General features: G+C 65.0%; 14 protein-coding genes. 6 read left to right on the forward strand and 8 right to left on the reverse strand.

Translation table 11 applies throughout. The features are described from left to right. The 4 genes from H6718_16350 to H6718_16365 form a co-directional block, all read right to left on the reverse strand. Positions 1 to 962 (reverse strand): hypothetical protein (locus tag H6718_16350; GenBank protein MCB9586971.1); only part of this gene is annotated, 962 nt, incomplete at its 3' end. A gap of 151 nt (positions 963 to 1,113) precedes the next feature. Further along, positions 1,114 to 2,562: a hypothetical protein gene (locus H6718_16355; protein MCB9586972.1), complete on the reverse strand. Its 1,449-nt coding sequence runs from the start codon at positions 2,560 to 2,562 to the stop codon at positions 1,114 to 1,116. After that, the gene (locus H6718_16360) at positions 2,559 to 3,206 is read right to left on the reverse strand and encodes a hypothetical protein (GenBank protein MCB9586973.1); all 648 of its coding nucleotides are present in this window, start codon (positions 3,204 to 3,206) and stop codon (positions 2,559 to 2,561) included. Before H6718_16360 ends, H6718_16355 begins: the two co-directional genes overlap by 4 nt. Further along, a complete protein-coding gene (locus H6718_16365; GenBank protein MCB9586974.1) occupies positions 3,203 to 3,502 on the reverse strand; it encodes a hypothetical protein in 300 nt (99 codons plus the stop codon). The genes H6718_16360 and H6718_16365 overlap by 4 nt, the downstream gene beginning before the upstream one ends. A 722-nt stretch (positions 3,503 to 4,224) precedes the next feature. On the opposite strand from H6718_16365, the gene H6718_16370 reads away from it, so the two are divergent. Further along, on the forward strand, positions 4,225 to 5,127 hold the full coding sequence (locus H6718_16370; protein MCB9586975.1) for a hypothetical protein: 903 nt from the start codon (positions 4,225 to 4,227) through the stop codon (positions 5,125 to 5,127). Between the two features lie 11 nt (positions 5,128 to 5,138). Here H6718_16370 and H6718_16375 read toward each other — a convergent pair whose 3' ends face one another. Beyond that, on the reverse strand, positions 5,139 to 6,233 hold the full coding sequence (locus H6718_16375; GenBank protein ID MCB9586976.1) for a hypothetical protein: 1,095 nt from the start codon (positions 6,231 to 6,233) through the stop codon (positions 5,139 to 5,141). A 105-nt stretch (positions 6,234 to 6,338) separates the two neighbouring features. Here H6718_16375 and H6718_16380 point away from each other — a divergent pair, with 105 nt between their 5' ends. Then, a complete protein-coding gene (locus H6718_16380; GenBank protein MCB9586977.1) occupies positions 6,339 to 6,707 on the forward strand; it encodes a hypothetical protein in 369 nt (122 codons plus the stop codon). A gap of 1 nt (position 6,708) precedes the next feature. On the opposite strand, the gene H6718_16385 is transcribed toward H6718_16380, so the two are convergent. Then, a complete protein-coding gene (locus H6718_16385) occupies positions 6,709 to 7,671 on the reverse strand; it encodes a hypothetical protein (protein MCB9586978.1) in 963 nt (320 codons plus the stop codon). 121 nt (positions 7,672 to 7,792) lie between these two features. On the opposite strand from H6718_16385, the gene H6718_16390 reads away from it, so the two are divergent. From H6718_16390 to H6718_16400, 3 genes are all read left to right on the forward strand, one after another. After that, positions 7,793 to 9,541, forward strand: a complete 1,749-nt coding sequence (locus tag H6718_16390) for a sel1 repeat family protein (GenBank protein ID MCB9586979.1) — start codon at positions 7,793 to 7,795, stop codon at positions 9,539 to 9,541. 227 nt (positions 9,542 to 9,768) lie between these two features. After that, positions 9,769 to 10,305, forward strand: coding sequence for a type 1 glutamine amidotransferase (locus H6718_16395; protein MCB9586980.1), 537 nt, complete (start codon positions 9,769 to 9,771; stop codon positions 10,303 to 10,305). A gap of 99 nt (positions 10,306 to 10,404) precedes the next feature. Further along, on the forward strand, positions 10,405 to 12,972 hold the full coding sequence (locus H6718_16400) for a hypothetical protein (protein ID MCB9586981.1): 2,568 nt from the start codon (positions 10,405 to 10,407) through the stop codon (positions 12,970 to 12,972). Here the strand turns inward: H6718_16400 and H6718_16405 are convergent. Together H6718_16405 and H6718_16410 are read right to left on the reverse strand one after the other, a co-directional pair. Then, on the reverse strand, positions 12,926 to 13,309 hold the full coding sequence (locus H6718_16405) for a hypothetical protein (protein ID MCB9586982.1): 384 nt from the start codon (positions 13,307 to 13,309) through the stop codon (positions 12,926 to 12,928). The two genes, H6718_16400 and H6718_16405, sit on opposite strands and share 47 nt — an antisense overlap. Beyond that, positions 13,306 to 14,037, reverse strand: a complete 732-nt coding sequence (locus tag H6718_16410; GenBank protein MCB9586983.1) for a hypothetical protein — start codon at positions 14,035 to 14,037, stop codon at positions 13,306 to 13,308. The genes H6718_16405 and H6718_16410 overlap by 4 nt, the downstream gene beginning before the upstream one ends. A 186-nt stretch (positions 14,038 to 14,223) precedes the next feature. Between H6718_16410 and H6718_16415 the strand changes: the two genes are divergently transcribed. Then, positions 14,224 to 16,779 (forward strand): hypothetical protein, encoded by a 2,556-nt coding sequence (locus H6718_16415; protein MCB9586984.1) that lies wholly within the window; start codon positions 14,224 to 14,226, stop codon positions 16,777 to 16,779. Positions 16,780 to 16,803: the final 24 nt, after the last annotated feature.

A 16,803-nucleotide genomic window follows, 5' to 3' on the forward strand; every position in this document is an offset into this window, starting at 1 on the left:
GTGTCGCAGTAGGCTTCGTCGCAGGCGGGGGTGATGCCGTCGCCGCCGCAGGCTGCGTCGTCTGGAGTGCACTTGTTCGCTTCACAGTGGAGGCCGAGCTTGCACTCTTGGCCGAGGCAGGTCGAGCCTACCGGCAAGTCCGCTGCGCACACGCCCTTGTCGCAGTGTAGGCCCTCGTTCTTGAAGCATTTACCTTGCCGTGAGGAAATGGCGACCGATGTCTGACAGCTGCTCGTGGTGCAGGTCCACTCGCAGGCCTCGCCTGCGCCGGCGTGGGTCTTGGCTGTGCAGACATTCTGTCCTTGCACGTACTCGCAGCCAACTGTCGCGGAGGGCACCGCGGCGCACTGATCTCGATCCTCGCACGCGTCGCCGGTCTGCAGCTGACCCTTCCAATAGTGATTGCAGGACGCCGGGAAAAGAACCTCGCACACGTGCGCTGCATCCGTGGCATCGCTGACGCACTGGGCGAGCTGATCTCGATCCAAGGTGAGCCCGAGCGCTAGCTTGCCAGGCGCTTTGTCAACGGCTGCATCCCGCCCCCCCAGCATGGTCGCCCGACAAGCAGCTTCGTCGTAGCCCAGATTCTTCAGCTCACAGCACTGGTCCAAGCGGCCACAGTAGGCGTCGGCCGCCGCCGTCAGCGCGTCGTAAATGGCTTGTTGTTCGTCGCTGCCCGCGCCCCCTCCGGAGCCCGCAGCGCCGCTCATGCCGCCGCTGCCTCCAACGCTGCCTGACGAACCGCCGTTCCCCCCGACAGCGCCATTCCCCCCGACAGCGCCATTCCCCGCGACAGCGCCATTCCCCGCGACACCGCCGTTGCTCTGTGAGCCTGCGGTGCCTCCAGAACCGCCGGCACTCGTTTGCTCAGTGCTGCCGGAGCTGGAGCCGCCACAACCCAGCGCAAACAACGCAGAAGAAACGCAGTAGCCGAGTGTTCGGAGGGTGGGGGTGAGGGTCATGACGCCGGGAGCATAGCACGCAGGCACGATTCCGTGCGGTTCCTGAGTTGCTCGCGTCTGCCGAGCGGAGCTCCCCCCCTGCGGTCATGCCTGGCCCCGCGCAACGGACGTCCACATCGCGAGGCGGTCGAGGGCGCGACCCGACGGGTGATCACTCAGCGCTCTTGGAGCAGTTCAGGTACTTGGCGTCTCCGTAGCGCCCATCGACTACTCCCCCCGAGAGCTCGGCTCCGAATAGGACGGAAGTTTGGGCGCCGTCCAAGGGGATCCACGGAGCGGCGAACAGCCTGATCGAGCCGATCGGCGCTACAGGTGGCGACTTGCCGCAGCCGCGGATGCCTCCAAGGCGCAGCGCGTAGCCGACCTCAGGCAGCAAGGCTCCGCGCAGCGAGTCCGTGAACGGCGCGACCGCGGCGAGGCGTATGCCCAGCGCAAGCCAGTGGTAATGGCGGCCCACATCGACGCGAGCCCCAGCCAAGAAGCCCAAACGGCCTTGGTCGTCGTGTCCGCCATCTGCCTTGGGCAGGTTGTTCAGGTACGCTGCATCTAGCACGATGTCGTAGAGCATTAGCTGCCCTTCCGGGAGCTCGAAGCGTATCCCCGCGGTACCGAGCGTGATGCCATCAACCGCGCCCAGGCCGCCAACCGCAGCCCGAGCCCCCCATTCTGGCCTTTGTGCGAGGCCGGCGTTCACCCCCACGTGGTTGTCCAGGATCAGCGCGGCCTTTTCCCACGTATCGGCCTGCTTGAGCCTCGCTTCGGCGGCTGCGAGGTGCGCCTTGGCGGCGCTCAGCGCATCTGCCGCTTCCTTCGAGGCTTTCTGTGCGGCGGCAGCGTCCGTTGCGGTTGGCACCTTCGCGTCCGCGGCGGCCTTCGCTTTCTCGGCTGTGTCGACCGCGTCTTTGGTTTGGGTGACGCACGCGTCTGCGGCATCGTACTCGGTGTTGGCTCGCTCCAAGAGCGGCACCGTGTGCTTCTTGGTCATCGACTCTTCGAGGGCGACCGTCCAGCAGGGCTCTGGGCGCTCATAGCATTGCTTGTCTGGCGTGGGCGTGGGGACGCACGCAGACAGCTTGAGAGCCTGCTCGGAAGCCAGGTCGCGAAGGGAAGCGGCAGCCCGCAAGCGTTTGCGTGCCGCCTCTCGTAGCGCCTGGTCCGCCCAGGGGCTCGCCTCGATCGACGCGGCACAGGCCTTAGACGCGGTGTACCACAATCTGGCCTTGCGTACGTCTTTGGCACTCTGTTCGTCCTTCGCATCTGTGCGCGTTAGCGTGCTCACCCAGTCGCCTGGTGAGACGTTTGCGCACGAACTCTCCTTGGCACGCTTGACGAGGTCGTCGTAGGCAGCCACTGCTCGGTTTGCGCGAGCTTCTGCTTCCAGCTTTTCGGCAGGTTTTGCACCCCGCTTGCAGTCGAGCGCGCGAAGCTTCCACTTCCTCGCGTCCTCGATCGTCTTGAAAAGCTCTGAGGGCTTCACGACGTAGCCTTTGGCTGTCCATGCTGGGTCAGCCTGGGGGCACTTCGAGCTGTCCGCTGCATAGCTGTTAAGCGCGGTGAGAAAGAGCAGTGCAGCAGCCAGGGCTGCGTCGAGCGTCTTCATTTGCCGTCTCCACTCAAGCCCTTGACCAGGGACGCGAGATTGATTGAGGCGACGAAGAAGACGTTCTCCGCCGTGAGTTCTCCCTCACCCGAAAAGGACCAAGCGAGCAATCCTGTATGGGCGATCCCCTCTGCAGGATCCGTACTGCTCGTGGATATCGGGATCTGACGATAGAGATCGAAACCGAGCCCGAGACCGAGGGAGTTGTTGAAGAACGTGAGTTGGGTGGCGAGGGAGAGCGAGCGCTGCCGGTCTTTTACTACATTGAAAAGAAACGCGCCGCCGACGCCCGCGAGCTGTAGATGGCCGCCGGATTTGGTCTTCTTTCCCCAGGAATTAGGCTCCCAAACGAACTGGAAACCCAGCTCACCGTTTACGAGCTGCAAGTCTGGCTCGTAGCGGCGATTGCGACCCGCCTCGCTCGACCGACGAGTCGCGTTGAAGCGAAGCAGGGTTGCTGTGGGGCCGTATGCGAGGGTGCCAGTCTTGAGCTCATGACGACTCGTGGCTTCAGACTTCGCCTTCCCCGGGTCGTCGCTATCCTCTTCCTTGGTTTGTGTACTGCTGGTGGTGTCTTGCGCGAGCGCCGGCGAGGACGCCAAGACCGCAGCGAGTAGAAAGGCCGGTATGGATCTACTGATCATTGGGGTACTCCCGCTTCTGCATCCGAGCCACCGTCGTTCGAAGCGTCCGTTCCTGGGCTGGCGCCGGCCTCCGCATCAGTGCCGGTCTCCGCATCGGTGCCCGCCTCAGGAGAACCGGATGCGGCACAAATGGGCCCATCTCCCGAAACACTGCAGCTCGAGCCAGCGTCTTTGAGAGCCGTTTCACCCTCCGCACGGCAGGCACCCAGGAGCTCGGCGTCGCTCAAGCCGTGCTGCTTGCCGAAGCAAGTCGCCGGCGCCTTGCCATCGTCTCTGATGCAGACTCCGCAGGTCATCACACACGAGGAACCGCATGGACAGTCGTTGTCAGTCTTGCATTCGGACTGGCAGAACCCGCGCCCAGAGCACACGGCGTTTTCGCAGTCCGATTGCTGACTGCAGCGCTCCGGACGTTCACTGACACATCCGTACGGTAATAAAAGTAGAGTGGCTAGCGCGAGCGCAGCCCGGCCTCGTCGCTTGCGACGTGGAGTTGATACGTTCTTCATTTAGGGCGACTCGTGTCGCACTTGTGATGTGCGACTCTGGATGAGGAGAGTCCGAATTTAACCCCGTGGATACAGGTTTCGTCTGCCCCGTGTCTAGACTGAAAAAGAGACAGGTACTGATTGTTCAGGCCCTGATTGTTCAGGCCGGTCGCAGCTCCGTCTTATGCCGGCCTCTTATGTCCGCCGTTGCTCAAGGTCGCCTTGTCTGATGCGGTGGTGGGGGCACACTGTGTCATGAATGGCTTGGTTGCGATTCTTCGCGGAATCGGGCGCGCTGATCCTCTGCGGTCGGTCCGCGTTCGTTCGTTGAGGGGTGTCTGGGTCAATTGCCACGCGGAACTAAACGATGGGGGCGCCCGCCCGAGTCGAGTACTCGCTCCGTTCCGCGCGCCCAAAGCGCGAGGAGAATTTCTTTGTGCGCGCTCTGTCCCGTGGGTGCGCCTTTGTGAGCGTCGCACGTGTTCGCGGGGGGTGAGGAAGCTCAGGTCGCACGCTGCGTACGTCGTGCAATGCAACTCATCCCGCGCGCATCGCTCTTGGCCGTCCTGCTCGTTTCACCCCTCGCTTGCTCAAGCGAAAATGACGGAGGCAGCGGCGGGAGCGCTGGCACCGCTGGCGCCGGTGGGTCGACCGCGGGGGCCTCGGGCGCAGTGACAGGCGGCAATGCCGGCTCGAGCAGCGGCGGAACCCAGGCTGGGGGCTCGTCGGCAGGCGGCTCGTCGTCCGTTGGTGGGAGCGGCGGCACTGGCGGCGCGTCGACCGGTGGCACATCAACGGGCGGTGCAGCAACCGGAGGAACGGGTGGAAGCGGCGGCGCCGTGATGGCCGAGCAAGGCAAGTGCGAGCGACCCGAGCCCATCGGCTCCTGCACCAGCGTTGGCGCTACCCTCACGTACTGTGTGGCCTACTACTACGACCTCGGCATCGACTTCAAAGCCGAGTGTGAGGCTGCCGATAGCATCTGGAGCGACGGTGGCTGCTTTGGTGCGACGGCGGGTTGGTGTGAAATCCCCGGAGCGCCGTACAGCTCGACCATCGAGTACTACTCGATCCCCGGGGCAACGCAGAAGACCCAGTGCGAAGGTCAAAGCAACCTCTGGTGTGACGGCAAGGGCTCCTTGCGACCTGAGTGCGCCGCCGGTGGCGACACGAACGCTGACTGTGCGACGTGCCGCGCGGGGGCTGAGGCGAGTGGTGGCTGTTGCGAAGCTGAAATCAGCACGTGCCGCGCCGACGCCGACTGTGAAGCCGCCTTCGATTGCTTCGCCGCTTGCACGGATACAGCGTGTTTTGATGCCTGCTTTGCCAGCGCCAAGGGAGAGGCGTGGCTTGAACCCTTGGGTTGCTTGTTTGGCAGCTTCGGCCTCGACCTCGGCGCGTGCGGGGAGGTTTGCAGCGAAACGCCCCTCTGAGGCTGGCTAGCTCATTGACAGTACATGAGCCACCGGGGCCACAGTCCGGAGCCGCAGCCGTTGAAGCCGCAGTCGCCGCTCGTGCACTCGTAGTGCTCCGTGCAGGCGACGAAGTCTGCCAGCTTGGGCTTGCAGCTGCCGTCGGTGTCGCAGTAGCTGTCGCTGTTGCAGCCGCCGCAAGCGAAGTCTTGGGACGTGCACTCCGAGGTGGAGCTGTCGCACACCAGCGGGTCAGCGCAGGAGAAGGGCGCGTTGATGCAGGTTTGGGCGAGGGTGCCCGTTGCCACGCACTTCCCTGCGGAACAGTAAAGCCCGTCGGACTTGTAGCAGTAGGCCTCGCTCGCGGCGGCCTCTGGTTTCGGATTGGAACAAATGATGTTGCCGCGGTGCTCCCAGCAGCTCCGAGTGCACGCCTCACCCAGCTTGGCGCGGGTGCGCTCCGCGCACACATGAGAACCGTTGAGCGAGTAGCAGCTGACCTGCTTGCCCGGGATCTTCTCACACTGGGCTACGTCCTCGCAGGGTTCGCCGATCTTTCGCGGGCCGTTCCAGACGCGCTCGCAGACCTCAGGGGTCAAACGCGCGCAGGTCTCCAATGCGGCCTTTCGCGCCTCGAGGCACTCGGCGGCGGCCGCCTCGTCGAAGGCAGCTCCCAGCGCGAGGAGGTCGTCGACGAGGTCCTTCTCGACGCCGAAGCCGCTAGCCAGCCCGTCCTCGCAGCTTTGCTTGTCGTATCCTTTCCCTGCGGCAGCGCAGCACGGCTGCGCCTTGTCGCAGCTCAGCTTGAGGTCGGCGTAGGCCTGGTCGAGGAATGCTTTGATCGCCGCGGCGCCGGTTGAGCCGCCGTCCCAGGGCGCGCCACCGGCGCCTGCCGCGTCCATGCCACCATCGAGCGCACCGCCGGAGCCTGCATTACCACCTTGAGCTGCACTGCCTCCAACCGAGGCCGAACCCGCGACGCCTGCAGTCGCGCCCGTGGCGTTATTCCCCGCGGATCCACCCGCCCCGCCGGAAGTCTGGGCGACGCCGGAGCCACTCGACTCCGCACAAGCCAGCGCCACGGCGCCTGAGGTCAGTAGCCAGCCCAGATGCGAGAGACGGGTCACGCGGAAGTTGTACGCTCCGTGGAGCCAGAAATTCCAGGCAAAAAACCGCGAAAATGTGAGCACTTTCGGACTCGCCAGCGGGGCGAAGCGACCCACCTTGGACGGATGCCCTACTCACCACCAGCGACGGAGGCGGCCCCAAGCAGCACTCCGAATTTCCGCAAGTTTAGTTGGCGCGCCGCGCTGCGCAGCCTGGTCTACACGCTCAGCTTCTTGGCGCTGACGATCTTGCTCGGCCCCATCGGCCTCCTGGTGGTGCTCGCGTACCGCGAGCTGCGGCGCAATTGGGTGCGGAAACAATTGCTGGTGCGGCGTGCGGAGCAGGGCAATGCGGCGCTTGCCGTGGCGGGGCGCGCGTGGAACTCGCCGACCGGCAAGGCGCTGGTCTTCGACATCGCGTTCCTCGCGGTGGGTCTGGCCATCGGGCTTGCGGTGCACCTGCTCGGTGTGTCGGTGTGGTCTCTGCCCTGGTGAGCTAGGGACGCACGAAGTCTTCCGGCCCGCTGATCACGCCGCCGACCTCGCTGTCGCCTGCAGTGTCGGCGCTATCCGTGGGGATCCCAACGATCATCCACAGGTCGTACAGCCGCTTTTCCGTGGGGCGCGCGAGCTGTTTCTGAAGAACAGGCGCTAGTTGCGCCTGCAGGCAACCGAGGAAGCGCGCATCGATCACGGTTGACGCATACAGATCCACCTGGGGGACGCGCTCCGGGCGAGTGCGCACCTGAACCGAGAGCGCTGCACCCACCCGCTCCCTTGCGGCTTGCTCCCGCGCGCACTTCGAGACGTAGCTGAGTTCATCCTCTAAGCGCAGCGCAAGCAGGTGCTCGGTTGCGTCTTTCTGACCATGCGCGCGCACACTGAACACGAAGGGTGGATGGAGCATGAAGAGCGCCATCTTCGGGTCTCCAGGATCGCGATTCTCCACCAGGAGCTTCTGCTCGACGAGCTTCGGAGGGTCCAACTCGAAAGTCAGGCGGTAGTCGTGCCCATTGAGTTTGACGGTGCCGCGCACCTCGTCGTCTTCCAGCTTGAAGTTCGCGAGCTCTCGAGTCGACGGCTTGAGGTACTTGCACACTGCGCGGTTCTTCACTGAACCCGGCGAATCGTCCGTGGCAATCCCGGCGACGCGTAGCGGCTTCTGTTCGGTGCCGACTTGCTCTTGACCTCGCAAAGGCAGCGCCGCGTGCTCCACGACGAACGCATCGTCCCCACGCTTGGCCGCGTCACACAGCTCCCGCACGAAGACCAGCGCACCGCCCGCATCCCGAAGCGTCGGCTTTACAGCGGACACATCCGGATCCTCGTCCTCCAACGCGATTGCCGACTGCGTTTCCGGATCCGGAGACTTCGGATTTTGGGGGGAGGTAGCACTGCACGCGCCCAGTCCGAGGAAGAGCAGCGCAGCCAAATGGCGTGACGTGGAACTCGGCGACAAGGTGCGCGGAAAGCTACGCGCGGCCCGTGAACCGTGCAATGTGAGCCGTGCAATGCGTGGTTGATGGGGCGGATTGATGGGGCGGTTTGATCCAGCGGTTTGATCCAGTTACACCTCTTGCATGCTCAGATTTCGCGCCTTGAGCTTGTGCGCGCTGACCGTTGCTTGCGGGGGGGCGACGCCTGGGCAAGCCGTGAAGCCGTCGGCGTACACGGCGCATCAGGCGTTGGATGAGAAGCCCGTCCAGTGCAGCGCGGTGAGCGAGTATGCGCGGCCCTTGGCAGTGGACCTCGCGCCTGAGGAGCGCACGCTGCTCGAGGCCAATATGCGCGCCGGGGTCGCGCTGGTTCACTACGACTGCAAGCAGCTCAAGGTGCTGCCGGATTGCACCGTGAAGGGCAGCTACGGGTATGTCGGGGTGACCAGCAAGCAAGAGGTGGTCGCGCTGCGTGATCGGAACGAGCTGGCGGTGAACCTACCGCTCACCGGGCTGCAGCTGGCAGGTGAGCTGAAGAGTGAGCTCGCCGCGGGTGCTTCCCTCGACTTGGCGATGATGATGGTGGGCATGCGGCGCACGGACACGCCGAGCATTCGCAGCGGTGGACTCACGTCGGGCTGCCGGGAAGCGACCCACTTCGTACGCGGCGTGTTCGTGGGCGCGTTCGCCATGAGCACCAGCGAGCGTGGGCAGGCGCGAGCTGCCGCACAGATCTTCGGAGCAGGAGCCTCGGCAGCAAGTGACAGCTCGCGCTTGGCCAAGCACCGCGATGGCGATCCCCAGGCGTGTGGTCACGCCAAGTTGACGGACAACAACCCGCCCGATCAGTGCAGCGCCGTGCTGCGCCTCGAGCTCCGCGCGCTGGGCAGCAGTGACGCCGAGGCCAAGGGCGGCGTGCAGATCAACGAAGGCACTTGCCCCAAAGGGTATATCCTCGCGGAATCCGGCGCGTGCGTTGCAGAGGAAAAGCAGAAGGCCGAACGCTTCCTCTGCGAGTATGGCGACGTCGTGGCTTGCACGCAGCAGTGCGACAAAGGGCACGGCGGGAGCTGCAACAACCTGGGGGTGATGGCGACGCGCGGCGACGGCGTACAGAAGGACACCGCCCGCGCGGAGACTCTGTTCGAGAAGGCGTGCGTTGCCGGGGAGCCCAACGGCTGCGTCAATCGCGCGCAGATGTACGACGAAGGCTACACGGAAGAAGACGCAGCCCTGGCGACGGATCTGTATCGGCGCGCGTGCGAAGCGGGGAGCATGCTCGGTTGCTACCAGTATGGCCTCGTGGTGATGGGCAGCGAGAAGGAAGACGAGCGCGCCCGCGGAGAGAAGCTCATCGAGCGTGCGTGCAAGGGCGGGCACCGCACGGCCTGCACAGCGAACAGCTCCGACGCTCAGCGCGCGGCGATTTTTGCGGAGGCGTGCGAGCGCGGCGAGCTCAATGGCTGCGACGCAGCGGCCTACTTGGCGGTGTCTCGCAAGAACCCCGAAGGCGCCGAGCGCTACTGGACCAAGGCGTGCGACGGCGGCTGGCTGAGCTCCTGTCACCACCTGGCGTTCGCGTACGCCTGGGGCGACAACGGCTTCCCGAAGAAGCCGGGCCCGGCGCGCGCCGCGCTTCACAAGGCGTGCGACGGTGGCCGCCAGGACGCCTGCACTGACTTCGAACGCTTGGAAGCTTGGCTGCTCGGTCCGGCGTGTGAAGCGGGAGACGATCGCGCCTGTCGCCAGCTCGCGGACTACTGCCGCTCGAGCCAGGTCAGCAAAGGCTACAACCCGATGGCGGAGATCGGCTGCGGCTTGATTCAAGACGCCTGCAGGAACACCAACCGCAAGTTCATCTGTAAGCTCGCCGATTCAACGTTCCAGGGTTGAGCGGCACGCAGCCAACGCACCTCGACAAGCGACGCGTGTCGAGATGGCGCGGGCGTGACGTGAGCGCGCGCCATTTCGCGCCCGGGAGGCGCGAACAAACAACATTTCATCAATCAATGCCTGCAAACGCCGCGGCACGGCACTTGCTGACTTGTGAGTGGTGGAGTCAGCGATGGCTGGCCTCACCCCCAAAAGAAGACACTCAACTCCAAGCAAGGGAGGCAAACATGGCAAAGGTGGCTGTGGCGCTCGCGTCGGAATTCGAAGACTCAGAGCTGACTCACCCGGCGGTGGCGCTCGAGGAAGCCGGGCACGAAGTCGTGGTGATCGGGACTCAGGAGGGCGCGGTGCTCACCGGTAAGCAAGGGGAGGCGAAGGTCACGGTGCGTGGCACACCAAAGAGCCACGCCGCGGCAGATTTCGATGCGCTATTGATTCCCGGAGGATACTCACCTGACCATCTGCGCACCGAGCCGGAGATGGTTGCGTTCGTGAAGCACTTCATCGAGCAGCAGAAGCTGGTGGCGGCGATCTGTCATGGCCCTCAGCTCTTGATCGAAGCTGACGTCGTCCGCGGCAAGCGCCTCACCTCGTGGCCCTCCGTGCGCCAAGACCTGGAGAACGCAGGAGCCAGCTGGGAGGATCGCGAAGTCGTCGAGGATGGCAATCTGATCACCTCGAGGAACCCCGACGACTTGCCTGCCTTCTCTGAAGCGCTAGTCGCTCGCTTGGACTTCGAAGAAGCGCCCACCTTGGTCATGTAGAGCATGAGCAAGGGCTGAAGCGCGGGCTTTTTGGGCCGCTGCCCTGCGGTCGCGTCGCGAGGCTTGAGTTCCCGGTGGAGCCCGTCACACTCAGGGGATATGGCTTGGGGGCGCTTACTTGGGGGCGCGCTGCTCGTCTGCGCGCCATTTCAGCTTGCTTGCAGCTCCTCGGCGGAGCCGCCGAAGGAGCGATCCGCTCTGGGTACCCTATCCCAGGAGCCGCAGGAGCCGCGGGTGAGTGCCGAGCGCGCGTTGCTCGAGCTGCAACGTCTCGGGCTGCAGCCTCTGGGGCCAGCCGAGCGGCGCGTCCCGGTTGACTCTCGGGTGAGGCTGCCCCGGAGCAGCGCCGAGCCGCTGGTGTTGCGGACCCCTCAGGGAGAGCTGAGCGTGGCTGCTCAACCGCTGATCCGTGAGGAATTGAACCATGATGGGGAGGTGCTGCAGCAGAGCGGGCTCACTCTCCTCGAGCTGGGCGATGTCAGCTGGGTGATTGGCGGGCTCGCAGGCGGAGCTGAAGACTACCTGCGGGTGCCAGCGCCGGACTCCAAGGTTTCAACGCTGGAGGGCTCTGAAGTCGTGGTGCGTTACCGTCTGGACTTGAGCGGAGTTGCCGGGTTGCGTCTGGTGGGCGGCGTGCTGGAGTTCTTGGATGAGCGAGGGACACCCGAATGGCGCGTGCGGGCGCCTGAGGCGGTGGACGCTGGGACCACTAGCTGGCCCCTGAGCGTCGAGCTGGAAGGTTGCCATGCGGATACGAGTGCCAGGCCGCCTTGGCGCCGTGGGGTGACTCCACCAGGCAGTGACTCGTGCGTGCTCAAGCTCGGGTTCTCTGCAGCGGCGAAGTTCCCGGTTTGGGTTGACCCTGAGTGGACGCTCACCAGTGGTATGGCTGAAGCGCGCCAAGATTTCGGGCTCGTCTACGACTTCGAATCTCAGGTTCAGGTGATGGGCGGTATCGGAGAGGGGGGAGTCGCCTTGCAGTCGACTGAGATCTACGACCAAGACACCGCCACCTGGAGTAGCGGCAGCCCGCTACCGGGGCCACGCGGTGAGAGCGAAGTGCTGTCCCTCGCCGATGGTTCGCTCTACTTGTTCGGTGGCGCGGGTCGCGTCGATGAATGGCAACCGGCCACGGGCACTTGGCGAGACACAGGGGCCACCCAGAACACCGTCGGTTGCGGCATCACGCTCGTCGCGAATGGCAAAGATTACCCAGTGTTCGTGGGCGGTGCGGACAACTCGGCGACCCAAGTTCGCGTGGAGTATGAGCGCAGCGAGGGCGGTTGGCAGGAAGCCCAGCAGGATGCTTCGATTCCTTTCCGGGAGGCACCGCTTTGCATCCCACTCAGCACGGCGGGCGGCGGGGTCCTGCTGTTTGGCGGCCGTGAAGCGGATGGAACGCAGCCAACCAGCACCTGGATCTTGCGCTCGGATCCCACACTGGGCAGCGACGAGCAACTCGCCCGCGTGGTTTGGACACCCGGACCCGACATCAGCGCGGTCTACCCGAACGGCGTCTCATTCGCAGCCTACCGATCCGGCTGGGTGATTGGGGGGGAGGCTGATGGAGTGCCCCTCGCCGCGACTTCATTCCTCGATCAGACAGGATTCGATCTACGTCTCCTGGTGGGGCGTGACCTTCGCAGGCCGTTGAGCCGCTCGAGCGTCACCCGCGTGTCTGGGGACATCTGGGTTGCGGGTGGCATCGCCCCAGACGGCTCCCCGTCGAGTTTGGTGCAGTACTTGGACGCGGCAGAGTGGCGCCTCTCCCTGTCGCTGCAGATCCCCCGCGCCGGTGCGGGCCTGGTGGCTCTGGCCCCGCAACCGTTCCAAGGCAATGACGGCGGCGTCCTGATCATCGGCGGCGATGGCGGCGACGGACCACTCAGTTCCGTAGAGTTGCTTGGGGGAGCGCTCGGGACGAGCTGCACGAGTGAGTACGATTGCCGCTCCGGCTTCTGCGCTGAAGGCGTGTGCTGTGACGAAGCGTGCGACGGGGAGTGCCGCACGTGCCTTTCGGAGTCGGGGCTCTCAGGCACATGCCACGACGTTGCCGCGTATCAGCCATCTCCCCGAGGATGCGAACCGGTCTTTGGAGACCCGTGTGCGGTGAGCCGGCAGTGTGATGGTCACGGTGCGTGCTTGCCAATGCCGAGCGGCGAAGACTGCGGGTCAACGTGTGGCTTGGGGCTGCTGCACCGCAAGCTGTGCGATGGGAACGGCCAGTGCGTCGAGAGCGAGCTGCACTGCACAGGCAGCTGCGACGGCAAGTCCTGCTTCTCGAGCTGCCTTGCCGGTGGTGAGTGCCCAGGGCTTTCGCACTGTGTCGATGGCGAGTGCGTGGTGGATGCGCCGTGTTCCGACGACTGCGGGCTTTACGCGTGCAACCAGAGCACGCAGACCTGTCGGACGTCGTGCCTGAATTCATCCCAGTGCGGACCCGACGCGGCCTGTAATGTCCGAACAGGGACGTGCTTCCAGTCCTACAAGTCGGTGGGTGACATCCCATTCGAGCACGGGTGCCTGTGCGGCTGTTCGGTATCCACGGATTCACCCCGCAGACCGCTGCTCCTCGCGGCGTCGCTGGTGTTTCTGGTTGCTTCGAGACGCCGCCGGCGGGCTACTCGGCCTCGACGATCACATCGATGGGGTCTTCGTCGTCGATGAGTAGGCGTGTCTTGCCCGCTTTCAGGCCGATCACCACGTAGCTCGATTGAGGGAGCCGCCCATCGGCGTAGTTGTCGAGCTGGGCAAGGTGCCCCGGCATGAGCTTCGCGATGTCCGGGTTCTCAATCCGTGCGGAACTGGAGCAGGGGTTCCCACCAGGCGTCGTGCAGGTGAACGCCAGGGCTACTCCCGGGGACACCCGGAGCTCGTCTTCGGCGTTGTTGAGCTGCGCCGTGTGCCCTGGGGGCGGCGCGTTCAACGCGGAGTAGTGGGTACAAGCGCTGCTTAGCCAGGCCAAGCCAGCGATGAACAGGCTGCGCTTCAACCAGTGATTCATGATGCGGGCTCCTCGGCAGCGGCGGTGGATGGCACCTGCTTCATCTCGACTGAGGGTTTGGGCTGGGGGGGAGGTGCGCCGTCTGGCACCGCCAGCACTCGAAGCGGCAACGTGAGGGTGATCTCGCCGAGCTTCACGTTGAGCTGGGCGTCGCCGGGTGTCGTTGCGAGCAACCGCCGCCCGCCGTGCGCTCCAATGCGCATGGGAGTGATGATGGGTGGCGTAACGTTCCACTCGGCGGCGACGCGGCCGGCCAGCTCTTGGGTGTTGTAGTAGACCTTCGGGGTGACCTCCACGGACTCACCCACGACCAGATCCAGGCCGCCTTCGAGCTCGCCCAGGTCCTTGTCTGTTTCCACGCGGTGTAGCGTGGCGCGGGTCGGTTTTTCCACCCAGAGGTGATAGAAGTCGAGCACGGTGCCGGCCTTGTTCGTCACCAGGATTGCCGTCACGCCAGGGCCCGTGCCGACGATGCGGCCGTCTTGCACTCTGGCGACGTCGGCGCGGGCGCTGACGAGCTCCAGCGTGGGTGCTGCGCTTCCGGGCAGCTGCAGGTTGACCTCAGGCTCCAGGCTCGCGCCTTGCGCCAGAGGCGCGTTCAAGCTGTGGGCGCCATCGGCGTGTTTCTCTGCGAACTGCGCCTGACCCATCGCGCCGGTGCCGCAGCCGGTGAGCAGCGCGATGCAGGCGCAAAACGCCCCAGCGCCCAAGAAGTTGGGTGTTCTCATAAGTCCTCCAAGTATCACGACGCTCTGAGGTGGGGAGCGCGCCGCGCGTTTGGCTGCGAAAACGCGGGCTCGAGGGAAGACTTACACCTGGGCGGATCGTGAGACGCACATCGCCGCGAGAAGATCCGAGCAGTTGCGAGTGGCTTGCCAAGGAAAGGCCCTGGGGACGAGACCGTAAGACCCCAAATGAGGCCCTCACGAACCTGTCTGGTCGCTTTGGCTTTGGCGCTAGGCGCTTGCTCTGCGAGCCCGTCACCTGAAGAGACCTCCAGTGCGGCGGCTGCCCTCGAAGTGGGCTCGGAGATCGAACTGGATCCGGTGCGCTCGAGCGTGCCGATTGACGGACGCGCGTACGCTGTTTCCGCGGCGAGTGACGGCAACGGATACCTGGTGACTTGGTGTGGAAGGTATCAAGAGGGCGCAGACACCCGGCGCTTTGCCGCGCGCCTGGACTCTGCGGGTCAGTTGCTCGATCAGCCTCCGCTTCAACTCTCGAGCAACTCGTGCATCGTCTCAGATCATCGAGGCACCGCGGCCGTGCTTCACGCTCCCGGCGGCTACCTCGTGGTCTACGAGAAGTCGCTCGAGCCTGGTGTGGGGACGGTCTACGATCTGCAATCGACCTGGGTCGCGGATGACGGGACCGTGGGTGCCACGAACGACTTGGTTGTCGCCCCGGAGAACCAACACTACCCGACGCTCGCTTCCTCCGGGAGCGAGATGCTCCTCGTCTACTCGGACAAGCGCAGCGGAGCGGAGCAGGTCTACGCCCAGCGACTCGACCTCACTGGCGCGCCACTCGGCGCCGAGCTCGCGCTGACGACTCAGGTGCCCGACGGTGACCGGCACCCAGCAGTCACCTTCGACGGAACGAACTACTTCGTCGTCTGGACGAACCACCCAAACATCGAAGGGATCCGCGTCTCTCCCGCGGGTACGCTGGTCGACGCCTCGCCCATGCGCTTGGCGGAGCCCAGCGGTGCCAACTCGCTCCGTTCGCCCCACGTGGCGGCCGCGGGGGGCAACGTGCTCTTGGCCTTCGAGGCCTCAAACGGTGTGCTCGGCCGCCTGTTAGATCCGAGCGGAAATGTTCTCTCCGTGCTCACGTTCCAAGCCGGGTCCAACGACGCGGGCTCGCCGCGAGTGACGACCGACGGGACCGACTTCGTGGTGACCTGGGCGCGCGAGGTCTTCTCCTTCGAGGACCCAGGGCCTGTACGTGCAGCGAGGGTCTCCAGCGCGGGCTCGCTGCTCGATGCGGCTCCAGGGTTGAGGGCCTCCCAGGGCACAGGCCAGAACCCCTTCGCCGCGAGTAATGGTAGCGACTACCTGGTCTTCTGGTCGGGCGAAGCCAGTGGTAGCAATGGCCAACTGGGATCGGTTTCGCTCTCACCGGCTGGGGTGCTTGGCGCCGAACGTCTGCTGACCAGTGACCTGAACGTTCAAGCGCGGCCGGCCGCGGCCTTCGATGGCACGCAACACCTGGTCGTCTGGCAGAGCCAGAGTGAGGGCAATGGGCTCGACCTGGTTGGCACTCGCGTGGGGGCTGGTGACGTACCCGAGGACGCGCCCACCATTCCCCTGATCACCGCTAGCGGCGATCAGCACGACGTGGCGTTGGCGCGCGGAAACGGATCCTACTTGATGTCTTGGACCGACGACGCGACGTCGAAGGTGCGGTGTGTACGCGTTGACGACTCCGGCGCGGTGATGGGTGAGCCCGTCGACATTTCTCCCGGAAACCTGACTTCTTGGAGCAGCGACTTGGCGGCAGGGCCTGATGGGTTTCTGGCCGCGTACGTCTACAACGGCGAGTACTACGGACGCCTGATCGACAGCGAAGGGACCCCGCAAGGCGGGCAATTCGTGCTCGCCAGGGACGTTTCGTTCGCCTTTGGTCCCGCAGTGGCCTGGGGTGGCTACTACCTGGTGACGTTCAGCGATTCGATCGGAAGCGTTCTTGGGCGGCGAGTTACCGCGGCGGGCGAGGTCATCGACAGCGCGCCGTTCCTGATCGCCAGCAAGGACGAGATCGACGCCTTCTTCGATTTCGGCCCGCCGGCGGTCGCGTTCGGTGGTGGGGTGTTCCTGGTTGTGATCCACGAGGGGTTGTCCGAGGTGTACTTCAAGCGCGTCGCGCCGGACGGCTCGATCCTCGATCCTGCACCCGTGCCGCTGCCCGATCTCGGGGGCAACGATCACGAACCCAGCGTGCGCTTCGACGGGACACGCTTCGTCGTTGCCTACGGTGCAGAAGACCAGATCAACACGGTCTACGTGAGCCCAGAAGGTGTCGTATCCGACGAACAGGCAGCATTCCCGGCGCCGAACGCAGGCGCTGTGAATCGCACCTTGCGGCTGAGTTCGGAGTGCGGGGGCGACACCCTCGCGGTCTACAGTCGGAGCATCGACGCAGACCATCGCGAGCGCGCGTTCGCTCGGCGTATCACCCCGGAAACAACCGGGAATGCCGACTGTGGTATGCCTCCCGCACTCGATCCTCCAGAGCCGGGAACCGGCGGCGCCGCTGGCACGCCCGGAGTTGGTGGCAGCGCTGGGTTGAGCGTCGGCGGTGCTGCTGGCGCCGCTGGAACGGCGGGCAGTGGAGGTGCACCGGCGCAACCGAGCGGCACGGACAGCAGCGGTTGTGGCTGCCGCGTCGCCAGCAACGATTCGCCTGCTCCTCGGGCATTGGGCCTATTGATGTTGGGGCTCACCCTCTGGCGCCGCCGAAAGCGCTGAAGACGCACCGAGCCAGTTCCAGGG

The sequence above is a fragment of the Polyangiaceae bacterium genome (assembly GCA_020633205.1).
Classification (GTDB): domain Bacteria; phylum Myxococcota_A; class Polyangia; order Polyangiales; family Polyangiaceae; genus JAHBVY01.